Annotated in this window: 19 protein-coding genes; 9 read left to right on the top strand and 10 right to left on the bottom strand. The window is 48.7% G+C overall.

Annotated features, from left to right (window positions below; genetic code table 11):
- Positions 1-4 precede the first annotated feature (4 nt).
- From rpmI to thrS, 3 genes are all read right to left on the bottom strand, one after another.
- The gene (gene rpmI, locus SJI19_RS11070) at positions 5-202 is read right to left on the bottom strand and encodes a 50S ribosomal protein L35 (RefSeq protein WP_009112988.1); all 198 of its coding nucleotides are present in this window, start codon (positions 200-202) and stop codon (positions 5-7) included.
- A 96-nt stretch (positions 203-298) separates the two neighbouring features.
- A complete protein-coding gene (gene infC, locus SJI19_RS11065) occupies positions 299-841 on the bottom strand; it encodes a translation initiation factor IF-3 (RefSeq protein WP_323478395.1) in 543 nt (180 codons plus the stop codon).
- A gap of 3 nt (positions 842-844) precedes the next feature.
- Entirely contained in the window at positions 845-2773 is a 1929-nt protein-coding gene (gene thrS / locus SJI19_RS11060; RefSeq protein ID WP_323478315.1) for a threonine--tRNA ligase, read from the bottom strand.
- Positions 2774-3130: 357 nt separating this feature from the next.
- Here thrS and SJI19_RS11055 point away from each other — a divergent pair, with 357 nt between their 5' ends.
- The 3 genes from SJI19_RS11055 to pfkB all read left to right on the top strand — a co-directional run bounded on the left by SJI19_RS11055 (position 3131) and on the right by pfkB (position 6341).
- Complete coding sequence (locus SJI19_RS11055) at positions 3131-3496, top strand: GtrA family protein (RefSeq protein WP_323478314.1); 366 nt, start codon at positions 3131-3133, stop codon at positions 3494-3496.
- A complete protein-coding gene (locus tag SJI19_RS11050; protein ID WP_323478313.1) occupies positions 3493-4425 on the top strand; it encodes a glycosyltransferase family 2 protein in 933 nt (310 codons plus the stop codon). The genes SJI19_RS11055 and SJI19_RS11050 overlap by 4 nt, the downstream gene beginning before the upstream one ends.
- Before the next feature lie 971 nt (positions 4426-5396).
- Complete coding sequence (gene pfkB / locus SJI19_RS11045; protein WP_323478312.1) at positions 5397-6341, top strand: 6-phosphofructokinase II; 945 nt, start codon at positions 5397-5399, stop codon at positions 6339-6341.
- A gap of 74 nt (positions 6342-6415) precedes the next feature.
- Here the strand turns inward: pfkB and SJI19_RS11040 are convergent, their stop codons facing one another.
- Complete coding sequence (locus tag SJI19_RS11040; protein ID WP_323478311.1) at positions 6416-7549, bottom strand: ABC transporter substrate-binding protein; 1134 nt, start codon at positions 7547-7549, stop codon at positions 6416-6418.
- A gap of 319 nt (positions 7550-7868) precedes the next feature.
- Between SJI19_RS11040 and SJI19_RS11035 the strand changes: the two genes are divergently transcribed.
- Positions 7869-8750: a fructosamine kinase family protein gene (locus SJI19_RS11035; RefSeq protein ID WP_323478310.1), complete on the top strand. Its 882-nt coding sequence runs from the start codon at positions 7869-7871 to the stop codon at positions 8748-8750.
- A 43-nt stretch (positions 8751-8793) separates the two neighbouring features.
- Here SJI19_RS11035 and SJI19_RS11030 read toward each other — a convergent pair whose 3' ends face one another.
- Complete coding sequence (locus SJI19_RS11030; protein ID WP_323478309.1) at positions 8794-9339, bottom strand: YniB family protein; 546 nt, start codon at positions 9337-9339, stop codon at positions 8794-8796.
- A gap of 166 nt (positions 9340-9505) precedes the next feature.
- Here SJI19_RS11030 and hxpB point away from each other — a divergent pair, with 166 nt between their 5' ends.
- Entirely contained in the window at positions 9506-10171 is a 666-nt protein-coding gene (gene hxpB, locus SJI19_RS11025; RefSeq protein WP_323478308.1) for a hexitol phosphatase HxpB, read from the top strand.
- 60 nt (positions 10172-10231) lie between these two features.
- Here hxpB and SJI19_RS11020 read toward each other — a convergent pair whose 3' ends face one another.
- Positions 10232-10564, bottom strand: coding sequence for a cupin domain-containing protein (locus tag SJI19_RS11020; RefSeq protein ID WP_323478307.1), 333 nt, complete (start codon positions 10562-10564; stop codon positions 10232-10234).
- A 233-nt stretch (positions 10565-10797) separates the two neighbouring features.
- Here SJI19_RS11020 and kduI point away from each other — a divergent pair, with 233 nt between their 5' ends.
- The 3 genes from kduI (at position 10798) to SJI19_RS11005 (ending at position 13194) form a co-directional block, all read left to right on the top strand.
- Entirely contained in the window at positions 10798-11634 is an 837-nt protein-coding gene (gene kduI / locus SJI19_RS11015) for a 5-dehydro-4-deoxy-D-glucuronate isomerase (protein WP_323478306.1), read from the top strand.
- An 81-nt stretch (positions 11635-11715) separates the two neighbouring features.
- Positions 11716-12477 carry a 2-dehydro-3-deoxy-D-gluconate 5-dehydrogenase KduD gene (gene kduD, locus SJI19_RS11010; RefSeq protein WP_323478305.1) on the top strand — a complete coding sequence of 254 codons (762 nt, stop codon included), beginning with the start codon at positions 11716-11718 and terminating at the stop codon, positions 12475-12477.
- A 141-nt stretch (positions 12478-12618) separates the two neighbouring features.
- Positions 12619-13194 carry a metal-dependent hydrolase gene (locus tag SJI19_RS11005; RefSeq protein ID WP_323478304.1) on the top strand — a complete coding sequence of 192 codons (576 nt, stop codon included), beginning with the start codon at positions 12619-12621 and terminating at the stop codon, positions 13192-13194.
- Positions 13195-13373: 179 nt separating this feature from the next.
- On the opposite strand, the gene osmE is transcribed toward SJI19_RS11005, so the two are convergent.
- A complete protein-coding gene (gene osmE / locus SJI19_RS11000) occupies positions 13374-13706 on the bottom strand; it encodes an osmotically-inducible lipoprotein OsmE (protein ID WP_323478303.1) in 333 nt (110 codons plus the stop codon).
- A gap of 228 nt (positions 13707-13934) precedes the next feature.
- Here osmE and nadE point away from each other — a divergent pair, with 228 nt between their 5' ends.
- Complete coding sequence (gene nadE / locus SJI19_RS10995) at positions 13935-14762, top strand: ammonia-dependent NAD(+) synthetase (protein WP_323478302.1); 828 nt, start codon at positions 13935-13937, stop codon at positions 14760-14762.
- Positions 14763-14888: 126 nt separating this feature from the next.
- Here nadE and spy read toward each other — a convergent pair whose 3' ends face one another.
- From spy to astA, 3 genes are all read right to left on the bottom strand, one after another.
- Positions 14889-15374: an ATP-independent periplasmic protein-refolding chaperone Spy gene (spy, locus tag SJI19_RS10990; RefSeq protein WP_323478301.1), complete on the bottom strand. Its 486-nt coding sequence runs from the start codon at positions 15372-15374 to the stop codon at positions 14889-14891.
- Positions 15375-15670: 296 nt separating this feature from the next.
- On the bottom strand, positions 15671-17014 hold the full coding sequence (gene astB, locus SJI19_RS10985) for an N-succinylarginine dihydrolase (protein ID WP_323478300.1): 1344 nt from the start codon (positions 17012-17014) through the stop codon (positions 15671-15673).
- Positions 16998-18098, bottom strand: a complete 1101-nt coding sequence (astA, locus tag SJI19_RS10980) for an arginine N-succinyltransferase (protein WP_323478299.1) — start codon at positions 18096-18098, stop codon at positions 16998-17000. The genes astB and astA overlap by 17 nt, the downstream gene beginning before the upstream one ends.
- Positions 18099-18104: the final 6 nt, after the last annotated feature.

The following is an 18104-nucleotide window of genomic DNA, read 5'->3' as shown; positions in this document are numbered from 1 at the left end:
ACGATTAAGCGTACGGCAAACACGCAATGACCAAGCCGAGATCCCCTTTGGAGACCAAGCCTTTCGGGCGCAGATGACGTTTACGTTTAGTCGCTTTTTTGGTCAGAATATGACGCAGGTTAGCATGCTTACGCTTAAAGCCGCCATTGGCGGTTTTCTTAAAGCGTTTGGCAGCACCGCGCACTGTCTTGATTTTTGGCATTGATGATTTCTCTACTGCGCATTGTTAATAATATGAATCAATGAGGCGAAAGCAACGTTTTGCACTATCGCGCCACGTTGCCTTACTTGTTAGGCCTTATTGTTTCTTCTTGGGGGCTAGCACCATGATCATCTGGCGTCCTTCGATTTTACTCGGAAAGGACTCAACTACCGCCAGTTCACTCAGATCGTCACGAACGCGGTTAAGCACTTCGATACCAATCTGCTGGTGCGCCATTTCACGTCCACGAAACCGCAGAGTGATCTTGGCTTTATCGCCGTCTTCCAGAAAACGAATCAGGTTGCGTAGTTTTACCTGATAGTCGCCTTCATCGGTACCAGGCCGGAATTTAATTTCCTTGACCTGAATAACTTTTTGTTTCTTTTTCTGCTCTTTGGTCGATTTGCTCTTCTCGTAGAGGAACTTGCCGTAATCCATAATACGGCAAACCGGCGGCTCGGCATTAGGGCTTATTTCAACTAAATCTACACCCGCTTCCTCGGCTTTTTCAAGCGCATCACTGAGGCTGACAATACCAATCTGCTCACCGTCAATACCCGTCAGACGAACTTCTGCTGCGCGGATTTCTCGGTTAATTCGATTAGGACGCGCCGGTTGAACTCGTTTTCCGCCTTTAATACTTTATACCTCCAGTTGATGAAGATTACGGCTGCGAATCTCGTGCTGCAGCTTTTCGATAATCTCGTTAACGTCAATGCTGCCCAAGTCGATGCCACGGCGTGTACGCACGGCAACTTTGCCTGCCTCGGTTTCTTTATCACCGCAGACCAGCATGTAGGGCACCCGACGCAAAGTATGTTCGCGGATTTTAAAGCCTATCTTCTCATTTCTCAAGTCTGCTTTTACACGAATGCCTGCAGCAGACAATTTTTCTGTTACTTTTGCGACGTATTCCGACTGATTATCGGTGATATTCATCACCACAACCTGGGTCGGCGCCAGCCATGTTGGATAAAAACCCGCGTACTCTTCGGTTAGTATACCGATAAAACGCTCCATCGAGCCGAGAATAGCACGATGGATCATTACCGGTACTAAACGTTCATTGCTTTCACCTATGTAAGACGCACCTAAGCGGCCTGGCAAGGAGAAGTCCAACTGCACCGTACCACATTGCCAAGCGCGATCGAGGCAATCCAACAAGGTAAATTCTATTTTTGGACCATAAAAAGCACCCTCGCCCGGTTGATATTCAAAGGCAATACCATTTGCAGTCAGTGCCTCGGCCAAGTCTTTTTCCGTCCGATCCCACGATTCATCAGAACCGATACGTTTTACCGGACGTGTAGACAACTTAACCAGAATATTATCAAAGCCAAACGTACTGTAAATATCATACACCATTTTGATGCAATTGTTTACTTCATCCCGTACCTGTTCTTCGGTACAGAAAATATGAGCATCATCCTGGGTAAAACCTCGCACACGCATCAACCCATGCAAAGAGCCCGACGGTTCGTTACGATGGCAACTGCCGAACTCGGCCATCCGTAACGGTAAATCACGGTAGGATTTAAGCCCTTGATTGAAAATCTGCACATGACCAGGGCAATTCATCGGTTTAATACAATATTCCCGGTTTTCCGATGACGTGGTAAACATATGTTCAGCATAGTTTTCCCAATGACCGGTCTTTTCCCAAAGCACCCGGTCCATCATAAACGGCCCTTTCACTTCCTGATAATGGTAAGCCTTGAGTTTCATACGAACGAAGGCTTCCAGCTCACGGAAGATAATCCAACCATCGTTGTGCCAGAACACCATGCCCGGCGCTTCTTCCTGCATATGATACAGGTCGAGTTGTTTACCAATTTTGCGATGATCGCGCTTGGCGGCTTCTGCCAAATGCTGCAAATAGGTATTTAACTGTTTTTTATCCCCCCAGGCCGTGCCGTAGATGCGTTGCAGCATTTTATTTTTGCTGTCACCGCGCCAGTAAGCCCCGGAGGTTTTTTGTAGTTTGAAGTGGTGGCAAAACCGCATATTCGGCACATGCGGACCACGACACATATCCACGTACTCTTCATGGTGGTAAAGGCCAGGATGGTCATCGTGGCTGATATTTTCATCAAGGATCGCCACTTTATATTGCTCACCACGGGCGACAAAAGCGTCACGAGCTTGCTGCCAGCTCACCTTTTCCTTAATAACGTCGTAATCTTTTTCTGCCAGCTCGTGCATGCGTTTTTCCAGCAGCTCGATATCTTCCTGGGTCAGGGTACGGTCTAGATCAACGTCGTAGTAAAAGCCCTTGTCGATTACCGGGCCGATGGCCATTTTGGTATCGGGCCACAGCTGTTTGATGGCATGCCCCAACAAGTGGGCGCAAGAATGGCGAATGATCTCCAGTCCGGCCTCGTCCTTGGTGGTAATAATGGCAAGCTGCGCATCATCGCTAATCAGATCAACAGCATCGATAAGCTCACCATCCACACGACCGGCAATGCAGGCCTTGGCCAGGCCGGGACCAATATCACGGGCGACATCTAGGGGAGATACGGGATGATCAAACTGACGTTGACTTCCATCGGGAAGGGTAATCACTGGCATGGCTGTTTCCTTAATTTGCAGTGGTGATCCATACGCAAGATCACATACAAATTTATTTTAATTTCAAAATCATTAGGTTGTATGCGCTATCGAACTTTACTTTGTTGGATATAAACACTCACCCGCACCAATGTGACGTGGGGAGGTGTGGCGCAATTTTGGGAAACACAATACTACCACTGAAACCGTGGATGTCACTAGGTATAAAGAAAAAAAGCCCTGACAATCAGGGGATAAGACACCGTTAGGCCGGTCGCTTTTTTCTGCCGATTTTATTGAGATAATCTATCTTAGTCACCACGCTCTCAAGCCAACTCATGTTATTATTTTGCCCGCGATTTCTACAGGCTAGCGATAATGTTTATTATTTTTTCGAAGTATGCATTGGTCGGTGTCGCCAATACCCTGATTCACTGGGTGGCGTTTGCGCTGTTTCACTACGTGGCAGGTCTGGATCAAGCGTTATCCAACCTTTGTGCGTTTTGTCTGGCGGTCAGTTTTAGTTTTTTTGTTAATGCGCGTTTTACCTTCAAACAGGACGCAACCACCAAGCGCTATGTGTTTTATGTCCTGTTCATGGGCGCCATGGCGCTTGCCGTGGGTTGGTGTGCCGACCTGCTTCAATCCCCGGTTGTTGTGACCTTGATGGCCTTTTCAGCGATTAGCCTGATATGTGGCTTTTATTATTCCAAGTTGGTCGTTTTTAAGGAAAAAAAAGCGTGAAACTCTCTTTGGTAGTCCCGGTGTTTAACGAAGCAGAAACCCTACCGTTGTTTTACAAAGCAGTGCGCGAATTTGAACCGCTGCAGCAATATGACGTTGAAATTGTTTTTATTAATGATGGCAGTCGGGATAAAACCGGTGAGATTGCCACCGCATTGGCCATTGCCGATAACCGGGTAATAGTATTGGATTTTACCCGTAATTTCGGTAAGGAGCCGGCGCTGTTCGCCGGGCTGCAATACGCCACTGGCGACGTCATCATCCCTATTGACGTTGATTTGCAAGATCCTATCGACGTCATCCCCCGGTTGATCGAAAAATGGCAAAATGGCGCCGACATTGTATTGGCAAAACGATCCGATCGTCTGAGCGACAGCCGTCTAAAACGCAAGACTGCGCAATGGTTTTATCAACTGCATAATACTATCAGTACGCCAAAAATCGAAGCTGATGTCGGGGATTTCCGGCTGATGTCGCGGACGGTAGTGGACAATATTATACAGTTACCGGAACGTAACCTGTTTATGAAAGGCATCCTTTCCTGGGTAGGCGGGCGCACCGAGGTGGTGGAATACTCACGCGCCAGACGCGTGGCGGGGGAATCGAAATTCAACGGCTGGAAACTGTGGAATCTGGCCATTGAAGGGATTACCAGCTTTTCTACCTTCCCGCTACGTATCTGGTCTTACCTCGGCTTGTCCGTTGCACTTATCGCTTTTTTTTACGCCATCTGGATGATTATCGACAAGCTGGTCTGGGGCAATAACGTTCCGGGCTATCCCTCTATTATGACGGCAATCCTGTTTCTTGGTGGTGTTCAACTCATCGGCATCGGCGTATTGGGGGAATATATTGGCCGCATTTATATGGAAACAAAACAACGGCCGCGCTATATCCTCAAACATAAACCTGACCAATATAAACGATAATATCGCGACTACCGGCAAGGTGGGCAAGGAACGGTCAACATGACCACAAAGCCCCCCGATTTGTTATCAAGCAGATCGAGATATTAGCCTATTCATCCAAGACATTAACATCCAATCAAAATCGACCTAACAGAACATTATCATGATTAATGAAGTGTCAAGTGAAAAAAAATTCATTGCACCAAAAAGCAGCAAACCCGCCGAAGCGGGTTTGTTTGAATTCGTGTGTCACAAAGAGGTAAGTTATACCAACGCAGTAACGACAGCGACCCAAAAAGCCATACATATTAATACTATGCTGGGCAACGTTAACTTATAGAACTGTTCCATAACACCCCCTCATTTACCTGACATCTTTTAAGAATAATCCTACGCTCTTTATGGCCACTAAAACAGGAGATGGATCATTATTTAAGTAATTTTACATAATAAAAACCCCGACTAGATCACATCCTAGCCGTCGTTTTCCCGGATGGTCGCGGTTGTTAATCCTGCACAGCGAGTTGTTGCTCCTAGCCGTTCAGCTTAAATAGCACACTGGATAATCCGACTAAAATGAACAATAAAAGCAAACTTATCCACTTCCAACGTCGTTCTGATTTAAGACTCATCTCATCCTCCTAATTTTCCTCCACGATATATCGGCGTGTCGGCGGATAACTTGATGGTCAATGCAAAAAAATAGTATGCGTTGCTCTACCTTAAGGCAGGCTGAACAAAAGTCGATTTTAGCCAAAATAAACCGACTGCATTAGATGTATGCTATACCCTAGAGACTTCGTGGCAGGAACACGACGCACCGCGACAAATCGGCCTGGAGCAGCGTTAAACAGCACAGGCGGCTTGCCCGAAGGGTGAACCTAGGGGAATGAGGTTTCCCCATTCTCAGCGGTTCATGGTGTCACTGGGGTAAATAAGCAAACGCAGCGCCCCCACCATATACCCAAGTTTATTTTTGCAAGGAGAGTGAAATGACGCAGATAACTACCCTGACGCTAGCACCTTCGTTGGACAGTGCCACTACCACCGACCGCATGTATGCCGAAGGCAAACTGCGCTGCTCGGCGCCGTTGTTTGAACCCGGGGGTGGCGGCATTAACGTAGCGCGCGCTATTGTTCATTTGGGCGGACAGGCAACGGCATTGTTTCCCATCGGCGGTCCCACCGGACGTCATCTTGCCGAACTACTGACACTCGAAGGTGTCTGCGCGGATACCATCGAAACCCATGATTGGACCCGGCAAAATCTGCATGTCCATGTGGCAAGTACCGGTGAGCAATATCGTTTTGTGATGCCAGGGGCCCACTTAACGCCTGCGGAATTTCAATTATTTGAACAGCGCCTGGAACAGCTCGAGACCGACTCATTGCTGGTAATAAGCGGCAGTTTGCCGCCTGGCATCAGCACAGAGGATCTGCAGCATCTATTGGTTAAGGCTCAACGCCTGGGCCTGCGCTGTATCATCGACAGCTCTGGTCCGGCATTGAAAGCCTGTCTTGACATCGGTCATCTCGCGCTGGTGAAACCTAATCAAAAAGAGCTGGCGGAATTAGTCAATCGGGAACTTAACGATCCTGACGCGGTTAGACGTGCCGCCATGGAGATCATCACCCAGGGTAAAACCGAACGGGTAGTGGTGTCTCTTGGACCACAAGGCGCGATGGCGGTAGATAAAAAAGGCGCTTTTCAGGTCGTGCCGCCGCCGGTGAAAACCATGAGCACCGTCGGTGCGGGAGACAGTATGGTCGGTGCCATGACACAAAAGCTGGCCGACGGGGCAGACCTCTTGGATATGGTGCGTTATGGCGTGGCGGCAGGCAGTGCTGCAACACTGCATACCGGCACCCGTTTGTGTACTCAGGAAGATACCCAGCGCATTTATGATTATCTGCGCAGTGACGTCATCACCGCATAACATTGACCATGACCGGTGAGGATCGGTAAAGATCCCCACCGAAAGACGTTAACCCACAGCCCACACGACAATCGTTATGGTTGTGACGGTGCCTGCGCGGCAAAAATGCCTGATTCTTGAGGGATTTGAGTAAACCGCTGCAAGATATCGTGGTAGGTTTTGGCCGGATCGAGATCGTTGAATATTTGAGGATAAATAAACTTAGCCAGATATTCCATGCCTACGATGTTATAAGGATGGTTATAAAAATTGTGGTAAATACCGTAGAAACGATGGTTTTTTATCGCCGACAGTTCGCTAAAACCGATGCGTTTTTCCATGAGCCTGAAGGCGGCATTAACCTGCTGTTGGGTCACACCATAACCAAAGGGAACGGCTGAATTATTTTTCTGTGCCCACTGGGAACCGGAGACAATATAAACGTCAGGCTGCAGGCTAATAATTTTTTCCATTGCGATATTCCCGGTCGGTCCGGGTAATAATTCAGAACCGATATTGCGGGCACCTACCGCTTCCACCAAACCACCCCACCCCACATGGGCATGGGTAAAACAGCAGTTGTCCAATCCGCCCAGCCCTGCTTTCGCTTCAATAAATACTCGCGGTGTTTTTTTGACTTTCGCCACCCGATCGGCGATCAGGTGATAATGCGCCTGATAAAAATCCACATATTCTTTGGCCTGGCTCTCACGATTGAGAATAGTGCCGAGCAATTGAATACTGCGCGGTGTATTTTCTACCGGCTTAAACATCGTATCTATGAACACCACCGGAATGCCGAGTTGGTTCATTTTTGCTAAGACCCCGGCTTGAGCCAACGCAGGTTTGGCTCGTAACTGAGCGATGAGAAGGTCCGGTTTTTCGGCGATCACACTTTCTATATTCACTTCGCCTTGATCGCTAAAGCCCATATCGAGAATTTTTGCTGCATCAGGCCATTTTTTATCCAGCAGTTGCCAGGTTCGGCCATCACTTTTTTTCAGCAGATTATTCCACGCGACCAGACGCTGAAAAGGATTGTCACGGTCCAATAGCGCCAAGCTAAGAATATCGCGCCCATCCTGTAATACAACATGCTGGGGTTCATGGGATATGATCAGGTTTTGTCCATCCACGTCGGTAACAGTAACGGGGTAAGTGGTGGCGTATGCCACCGAGGGACCCAGCAGGATCGCGGCAAGCAAGGTGATGGTTTGAGAGACGTTCATAACATGTTCCGTTAGCAAAGTGTATGCTAATGATAATCAATTTCATTTTCATTGCAACCTGATGATTTGCTAAGCGTGCTTTTTTTACGGGTCATGCCAGACCACCGCCCCATGCACGAAATTTATCTATTGACATCGGGCCCAATCACCACAACACTCTGTAACAGCTCAACCGGTTTGACGCATCAATCGTCGTGATGCCAAATGGCACTGACAAGATGTGTTCTTCTGCACTCGAAAGGTGAAGTAGGACGGGTATATCGTTTGTCAAAAAATGATCGTTTCCTTAATCCATTAGTGAATTTAGGGGGATATGTCCATGTGGCACGCTATCAGCGCTATGCTATCGGAGCATTTTGATCAAAACGAAATTCATGAGCGCCGCCAACTGCCGGGGGGAGAACTTCATAGCGCCTGGTATTTACGTTATGGTGAGCATTCGTTATTCATCAAAAGCGACACCCGTGATTTATTACAAAAATTTACCAGTGAAGCCGATCAGCTAACAATGTTGGCCCGCAGCAATACGGTGCGGGTACCGAAAGTCTACGGCGTTGGCAGTTCACGGGACGACAGTTTTCTGATTTTGGAATATTTGCATGAACGACCGTTTGATGCCCATGGCGCCTATTGTTTCGGGCAACGGTTAGCCCGATTGCATCAATGGAGCGAACAACCCCAGTTCGGTCTTGATTTTGACAATGACCTTTCTACGGTACCTCAGCCAAACGCCTGGCAACGACGCTGGTCGTCATTTTACGCTGAACAGCGCATCGGTTGGATACTTCAATTAGCGGCGGAACAGGGCCTGACGTTCGGCAATATCGACAACATCATCACGCTGGTTGCTGACCAGTTGCACGACCATCAACCCCAGCCCTCATTATTGCATGGCGACCTGTGGCCGGATAACTGCGCCAATAGCAACCTGGGGGGCTTCCTGTACGACCCGGCCTGCTATTGGGGCGATCGGGAATGTGATTTAGCCATGCTGCCGCTTTACAGCCAATTGTTACCGCAAATTTACGATGGTTATCAAAGTATCTGGCCACTGGACAAGGGTTTTATCCAGCGCCAGCCTATTTACCAACTCTATTACTTATTAAATCGAGCCTACCTGTTCGGCGGTGAGCATATTGACCGCGCCTGCGATGCGCTGGATAAAGTCGTTAACCCAGAAGATAACGCGCAGCGGGCGTAGCCTCCTTGCCACGCGAAGGATATGGGTTATGACGTTGGCCCGATTACAGTAATCCCAGCAGTTTCAACACAAAATAACCGACTACCGCCAAGATAATCGGCAAGATATAGAGTGGGAAAAACTGCAATAAAATGGTATGGCGCGGCATGATAATTTTTTGTTCCAACTGCCCCCGGTTTAAGCCGCGATCACCTTTGGCCTGTTCCAAGACCATCTGATCTTCTACGCCTTCTCGTACATGCTTGACCTGGCGTGACATTCGGGCACCCGAAGTCTGCAATGCCAACCCGATAAATACACAAATATAGATGATCCAAAATAACAGATTGCCACTGAGTGGGTGTTCGGCAAACACCGGCTGCGGTGAATTGTACCAAAAGACATTAAGAAACGACGTATTGAAACGAACCATATCGATGATAACGTGGAAAAAATCCGCCATCACCGCATTGATCCCCTTATTTTGCTCACTGTGCTGGTAGATAAATTTCAACAACGAAATCAGAGTAGAAAGCACCGCCGGTATAAAAATGATCCATCCTGTCAACCGTTTGATCACGGCCAGTCGACCCGCTTGTTGATACGTCATGCGTTCCCCTTGTTAAACGACGCCAACCATAGTCAGTAAGTTTATCTATAATTTACTTTTTATGCCTCGTTGTTTTTCGTGAATCGTTTTACCCTAACCTCTTTAGGCTAAATACCGAAAGATGATATCCTCAAGGACATGTTTTTTGCCCATTGGAGCATCAATAATGCCGCTAAATTTACCACGACAAGCCGTAATTTTTGATATGGACGGTTTGCTAATCGACTCTGAGCCCCTTTGGCACCAAGCGGAACTGGACGTTTTTCGTTCACTTGGTAAGGATCCGTCAACCCATGGGCTGATTTCCGATACCTTAGGTATGCGTATCGATCAGGTGGTTCAACTTTGGTATCAACTGAGCCCTTGGTCGGGGGAAACACTTGAGGCGGTGACGCAGCGTATTATCGCGCGCGCGGTCACTTTGGTGGATGAACACCGTCCGCTGCTACCTGGGGTGGAACAGGCATTGGAGAGGGTTAAGGAAAGCGGATTGAAGATAGGTCTCGCATCGGCCTCGCCACTTTTTATGTTGGAAAAGGTGCTGGAGATGTTTGAGCTACGCCACTTTTTTGATCATATCGAATCAGCGGAGCATTTACCCTATAGCAAGCCGCACCCGGAAGTTTATCTGCTGGCGGCAGCCCATTTAGACGTACCAGCGGATCGGTGTATTACTCTTGAGGACTCCGTTAACGGCATGATTGCTACCAAAGCGGCCCGTATGCGTTCTATTGTGGTACCGGATGCCGCTTATCGCGAGGATCCGCGCTGGGTGCTAGCGGATGTTAAGCTCGATTCCCTGCTTGAATTTAGCGTCGAGCATCTTCGCTAAATCGTTTGACATCTTTGCCTGGCGTGGCACTAACGCTCGCGGCCAACGCCAGTCTTGAGTTTACAGGAAGTCGTCACGCTTAGGTGAGAAGGTATCGATAAGCATACTGTCATCCTCCAACGACACCACACCATGCATCTCGTGTTTCACCGCACGATAAGCATCGCCGGTTTTGAGCACACGTTCCACGCCTTCAATGGTCACCCTAAAACTGCCGGAGGCAACATAGGCAATCTGATCGTGGATGTCATGCTGGTGTGCTGTACCTATTGCGCCTTTGGCAAAATGTACACAGACCATCATTAAATCATCACTCCAGGTCATGATTTTTCGCTTTACCCCGTCACCCACCACTTCCCAAGGGGTTTCGTCGTCAATAAAAAAAGTTTTCATAGCTGCTCCCGCAAACCCGCGCAATAGGCGGGATAACAATTTTTGGTAGTCACCATTGTAAGGGGAAACAGCCAGAATGGAACTGACAATCCCAAAAAACATGACTGTCATCAAAAATAAATAAAACAACATTTCATTTTTATTGAATTATTGTCCCATTCGAACTATCCTTTCATCATCTACACTATCCTTATCTCGACTATGTTCTGAGTTTGAAAGAGAGGCATCACCATATGGAAGTTCGCCAAAGCATTCATAGCGATCATGCGAAGCAATTGGATACCGACGGTCTACGCCGCCAGTTCATGATCGAAAAAATCTTTGAAGCCGATATCTATACTATGACCTATAGTCATATCGACCGTATTATTGTCGGCGGTATTATGCCGGTAAGTAAGGCTGTATCCATCGGTAGCGAAGTGGGCAAGCAGCTTGGCGTCAGCTATTTTCTTGAACGCCGCGAACTGGGTGTCATCAATATTGGTGGGCCAGGGGTCATTGCGGTCGATGGCAAGTCCTATGACATTGGCCATCAAGAAGCCTTATATGTTGGTATGGGCGCCAAGGATGTGCAGTTTACCAGCGTAGAGGGTGCCAAACCGGCCAAATTTTATTACAACAGCGCCCCGGCGCATATGACCTACCCAAGCCGTAAAATCACCTTGGCTGAGGCATCACCCCAGACCATTGGCGATAATGCCACCAGCAATCTGCGCACCATCAATAAGTTTATCGTTCCTGACGTGTTGCCGACCTGTCAGCTCACCATGGGGTTAACTAAACTCGCTGAAGGCAATCTCTGGAATACCATGCCTTGCCATACTCACGAACGCCGCATGGAGGTCTATTTCTATTTTGATATGGACCAAGATACAGCGGTATTCCATATGATGGGCCAACCGCAGGAAACCCGTCACCTGCTGGTGCACAACGAGCAGGCGGTGATTTCGCCGAGTTGGTCAATTCACGCTGGGGTAGGTACTAAAAATTATACCTTTATCTGGGGCATGGTCGGCGAGAATCAACAGTTCGACGATATGGACCATGTCAAGGTCAGTGACATTCGCTGAATTTAATTCCGGCCGGCCTGAGCTGGCTATTCATTTATGAGCCCGGACGATGCAGTTTATTGTCAATAATGAGGTTAAGGTATGATTTTAGATTCTTTTGATTTGCAAGGTAAAGTGGCTCTGATCACCGGTTGTGACACCGGTCTGGGCCAAGGAATGGCTATCGGCTTGGCACAAGCGGGCTGCGACATTGTTGGGGTTAATATTGTCGATCCCGAAGAAACCATTGAACAAGTCACCGCACTGGGACGCCGTTTCCTGAGCCTGACTGCTAATTTGACCAAACTTGATGATATCCCAGGGATTATTGAAAAGTCCGTGGCCGAATACGGCCATATCGATATTCTGGTTAACAATGCCGGGATCATCCGTCGCGAGGACGCCATCGAATTCAGTGAAAAAAACTGGGACGATGTGATGAATATCAATATTAAAACCGTGTTTTTTATGTCCCAAGCGGTGGCGCGTCAATTTATCAAACAAGGCAAGGGCGGCAAGATCATTAATATTGCCTCGATGCTCTCCTTCCAGGGTGGGATCCGGGTACCCTCATACACCGCATCGAAAAGCGCCGTCATGGGTGTGACCCGACTGTTGGCGAACGAATGGGCCAAACATAATATCAATGTTAACGCCATCGCCCCGGGCTACATGGCAACCAACAATACTCAGCAATTGCGTGCGGATGAAGATCGCAGCAAAGAAATCCTGGAACGCATCCCGGCCGGACGCTGGGGCTTACCGGCTGATTTGCAGGGACCGGCGGTTTTCCTGGCATCGAGCGCTTCTGATTATATCAATGGTTACACCATTGCCGTAGATGGCGGCTGGCTGGCACGATAACGCGTTATTAAGTTCCGCCTGCTCCATGAGTTAACGCTCTGCCGACGGCAGAGCTTTTTTTTGTTACAAGGTAACCTATTTCCGAAAAGGCAAGAATCCTTTATACTGGACGTATGACCAGCCATAACGAAATATCTTACCATGACCGCTGAAGGGCACCTTATTTTCGCCTTGGCGAGCACCATTTTGGCTAAAAAAATGGAGTTATCCCCTGCACTGGCCCACGGCGATTGGTGGCATATTATTGCTGGCGGTTTACTGACCAGCCTGCTACCTGACATTGATCATCCCAAATCAGTGCTCGGTCAGCGGCTCAAATGGCTGTCGTTACCCATTGCCCGCGTTTTCGGTCACCGCGGATTCACCCATAGCCTACTGGCCATCATGGGGGGGATTTTGCTATTTACGTTGCATATTGCCCCAGGCATCGTGCCGCTGGATGCATTCCATGGCATGATAATCGGTTATCTAAGCCACATTGTCGCCGATATGCTTACGCCGGCCGGGGTACCCCTGCTTTGGCCGTGCCGCTGGCGCTTTCGTTTACCCATTTTACCGGCAAAAAATGGTCAGCAGTTGGAGCGACTGCTTTGCGTGGCAATGTTGGTCTTTGCCGTGCTGCATTCCCAAGGCGTGCCGTTGTGTGAAAAAGTGGTGATTCCCGATGCCATGCAGGTTCTTTGGTATAAGGTACGCAACTGCATATTTGCCAGTTAGCGTAACTGCGGGATTTTCTGGATGAGTGTAAATCGTGTGCCGGGGAAGATAGACCACATAACACGCGTTCCGACTTGAACCGCTGCGTTAACCCATGGGAGATATGTGAATAAATTGAATTATCTCCCATGATGCTATTTGACTCACCTCAGCTTAACCCAGCGTGACGAGATTTGCGATTATTTTTGCGGATTGGTATCGTATTCCTGGCAGCTCTGGAAACCCTTGTTGAGTACCCTATTATTTTGATCATAGCTGACAAAGTAATTGATTGGTTTTCCATCACGGGTACCCAGAATGTAAGAATCACAGGTCCCATGGGCATTAATCATGGTGATGGACGTTGCCGGTATGCCACCGATAGCCCGGGCCTGTTGTTTAGTCATGTCTTTTTTAACATCGCTGACCACGGGTTTTTTCATATAACTGTCGGCGCGATCATAAATGGTACAGCCAGAAAGCAGGGTAAGTGCGGTGGCGGTGGTAAAAGCGAGCACAAGCGTCTTATTCATAAGTGTCATCCCATTCATTGTATGTAAAGATAAGTGTAGAAGGCAAAAGGCTTTTTCACAAATTTAAGCAACGCAGTTCGTCTTTTTTTTATTCGCCGGTTTTATAGCCAGTTCATGCGTTGGCTAACGGTTACCCTTTCTCTTGCAGCCAATTCGCTTTACACTCTTTTAATAAGCCTACCTTGCGCAGCGATAGTCTATTGCCATACTGATGAGGAGAGTAAACCCATGTCCCAGCAACAAAAAATTATCGAGGTTATGGGCGTCAAGCCCACAATCGACCCCGCCACAGAATTTAGGGTCAGTGTCGATTTTTTGAAAAATTATCTACTAAAATTCCGTTTTTTTCATACCTTGGTGCTGGGGATCAGCGGCGGGCAAGATTCCACCCTAACCGGGAAAGTATGCCAAACCGCCATCAGTGAATTACGCCAGGAAACAGGCAATAACGAGTATCAATTTATTGCGGTACGTCTGCCTTATGGTGAGCAGAAAGATGAAAAAGACTGCCAGGATGCTATTGGTTTTATCCAGCCCGACCGGGTGCTGACGATCAATATTAAAAATGCCATTCTGGCCAGCGAAGCGACGCTACGCGATGCTGGTATTGTCCTGAGTGATTTTATTAAAGGTAATGAAAAAGCCCGTGAACGGATGAAAGCGCAATACAGTATTGCGGGAATGACGTCGGGACTGGTGGTGGGCACCGACCACGCGGCTGAAGCGGTGACCGGCTTTTTCACCAAATATGGCGATGGCGGCACCGACATTAACCCGATTTTTCGTCTCAACAAACGCCAGGGTCGGTCGGTACTGCAGCATTTGGGTTGTCCTGCACATTTGTATCTCAAAGCCCCCACCGCCGATTTGGAAGAAGATCGCCCCGCCCTGCCGGATGAGTCAGCGCTTGGCGTAACCTATGAAATGATCGACGATTATCTCGAAGGCAAAACCATCAATCAGGAAGCGGCGCTGATTATTGAGAATTGGTATCAACGTACTGAGCATAAACGACGTCCACCCATCACCGTGTTTGACGATTTTTGGCAAGAATAATCGACCATAGATTTTTTTCCGGTTAACCGCCTAAAAGAACCGATATCACATATGCTACAGAATAAAAAAACGCGAGCCTTATGTCCGCGTTTTTTTATTTACTGCCTGAATGTGATTAATGGCGACTTATTTTACGTCTTTCTGGGATATTTTTTCACTACGTTGCATAAAGTCTTTATTAAACTGTGCCTTTTGCTCTGCAGTTAACACGTTATACATCTTGTTCTGCATTTCCAAATTGGCAAGCATGTGCTGATTTCTTTCCGGCGCCATGCTGTCTACCAGACTCTGGGCCTTAGCCGTATCAAAACTATCGGTAGCAATGAGATCATGCATTTGTTGGCGTTGTTCAGCGGGTGGGCGTTTCACAGTTTTCATGGATTCACGAGCAATGTCGCGCATTTGTTGACGCTGTTGCTCGGTCAGTTTCAAATCTTTAAACATATGCTCCATCATTGGCCCCTGTTTAGGATGATGACGCATTTCACCATGGCGTGGTGCCATAGCAGCAGTATCCGCAGTACTATCCGCAGTACTATCCGCAGCACTTGCCAATTGAACAGAACCTAACACCAGAGTCGTGGCCATTACTAAAGCGGTTAATTTACGCATAATTTCCTCATATCTGTTTATTGTCTGCCACAGGTCGTCGCTAGCAGTATTCGTTACAGATATAAGTGTACTCTGGATAGCTTAAAGTAATGACGGAAAGAGTAAATAACTGAAAGTGTAAAACGCAATTTTGACCCAATCATGGAGACTTTATGAATTTTATGTCTGGATTGCGTCATTAATCTTAGCGAGATATATATCCAGTGCCACCGCTTGCCATATTATACCATTAAGATAACTCCGAATATGCTGTGGGAAAAATATTATTTTTGCGAAGCATTGAATGCCGCTGGGCTCTATTGGTGCTGAAATGGATAGATAGAACCTAACGCCAACAGCTGAGTCAATTCATCCAGTCCGGTTCGCACTTCATTTAATAACATCGGGTCGGCGAGATCAGCCTGGCAAAGCCGATCTCGGTAATGACGATCTATCCAACGATTAAGCTGAACTACCCGATCATCGGTCAACAGGCAGCACTGATTCATGTGCTGATATTCCTGCGCCGACAGGATCACCCTTAAGCGCAAACAAGCCGGGCCACCGCCGTTACGCATGCTTTCGCGCAGGTCAAACACCTTGATATCATCTATCGCCCTGCCCTCAGCCACCAACTCACGCAAATACTCCCACACAGCCGGATGTTCTGGGACCTCTTGGGGTACAACAATCGTCATTTTGCCATCCCGGCGGCTTAATAACTGACTATTAAACAAATAGGTACCCACCGCATCCGCCACCGAGACCCGCCGTTCCGGCACCTCAATCGGCATAAATTCCTGCCCAAGTTGCGCCAGTGACCGCTGCAAATCGTCGCGTACCGCCTGATTATCCACAAATGCCCGCTGATGATAAAACAGCACCCGCTCATTGCTGACGGCAATCACATCATTATGAAATACCCCCTGGTCGATGACCTGAGGATGTTGTTGTACCAGTAGGCAACGCGCCGGCTCCAGTTGATGAAGACGCGCCACGGCTTCACTGGCCTCCAGTGTCTGCCTGGCAGGATAGCGCACCGGCCCCGTCGCAGTGTCGAAACCACGGGTTCCATAAACGAACATTTGCACGCCCGGCCCCTGGTAATCACCCAGCCGGTTGTGATTGGCCGCGCCTTCATCGCCAAACAGCGCTGATTGCGGCAGCATGGCATGATGTTGAAAATAGCGCTTATCGTGAAAAACCGCTCGTAAGATGGCACTGGTCGTATCAGCTTCGATCGCGCGATGGAATTTATTATGCAAATTGGCCGGCGTAAAATGCACCTTGCCATCGGCACTGTCGGCCGACGGACTCACGGTGGCTGCATTGGCGACCCACATGGCCGATGCCGAACTGACCGCAGAGAGTAACTGCGGATAGCGGGTCGCGACCTGTGACAGGATCTGGGCATCAGTACCGCTAAAACCCAACTGGCGCAAATAGCCAATATGCGGACGTTCCTGGGGCGGCAGTATGCCTTGGGCAAATCCCGCATCCGCCAGCGTCTTCATTTTCTCCAGCCCCTGACGTGCCGCCAGCCGAGGATTGGCAACCTGTTGGTTATGACGGGTCGAGGCTTCGTTACCGAATGACAACCCCGCGTAGTGATGCGTTGCCCCGACCAGCCCATCCAAATTCAGTTCAACTGAGTGCGGCATAAAGATGTCCTCCTTGTTCAGCCAAAGGTTTAACCGCCGAGCGACCAGAGCCCGTCGCGTACAGTTCTACCCCGCGCACTGATTGGCCTTCAAGCACCCCAAGTTCCTCGGCAATATCATTGCCGAGAGAAAGCACATGTTGTCCGATGACACACTGGGTGATCGTGGCACGAAAGCCCAGATAATTATCATTGGTCAGCAGACACCAGGTTGCCGCCGGGTCGTCACAAGGTTTCGCCGCAGCGGTAATATGTACTGCAACTCGTCGGCTCTCCCGGACCGAGCGCAGGTGGTCTATCTCGGCTTCCAGCGTCGGACCCCCATCAAATATATCGATATAGCCTTGATAACGCAGGCCCTCGGCCTCCAGGATCGCTTTGGCGGGTTCGGTTTGTGGATGCACCTTGCCGATGGTATCGCGCGCTTCCTCCGCCAAAAAATCAACATAAAGCGGGTGCTTAGGCATGAGCTCGGCGATGAATGATTTGTTACCCGTGCCGCTAAGATAATCCGCACGAACAAAATCAATGGAAAAAAAACGTTGGCCCAAATTGGCCCAAAAGGGTGAATAGCCCTGTTCATCACAGTAACCGCGCATTTCAGCGATCACTCGCGTGCCAAAAAATTGCCGGAAGGCGGCCATGAACATTAAACGGGATTTCATTAACAATTGGCCGTTTTTGCCATGACGATAATCGGGGTCAAGAAACAGGGTACAAAGTTCGCTATGCCCGGTATGGTCATTGCTCAGAAATAACGTTGGCACTGCGTTATACACGTTTAATTCCCGCGATGCGTGCACCAGTGTGCCAACGCGGAAATTATACCAGGGGTCACTGAGGCCTACCGCAACCTCAATAGCGCTGACGCCCACCACCTTGTGCCGCTGGCTATCCTCAAGGACAAACAGATAACCCTGTTCAGCCCGTGGCACATTGCCTTGCCAAGTCCGCACCGCGCGATCGATGCGTGCCGCCAACACCGATTCATTGGAGGGGAGCGAGGTCAGACCTGCACCGGACTTGGCCGCTAAGGCCAAAATATCGGCTAAGTCGTTATATTCCACCGGTCGGATGATCATCATATTCAC

Origin of the sequence: Acerihabitans sp. TG2, from assembly GCF_035013185.1 — a bacterium.
Taxonomy (GTDB): Bacteria; Pseudomonadota; Gammaproteobacteria; order Enterobacterales; family Enterobacteriaceae; genus Acerihabitans.
The sequence above is the reverse complement of the archived record's forward strand: the minus strand, read 5'-3'. Positions and strand labels throughout refer to the sequence as shown.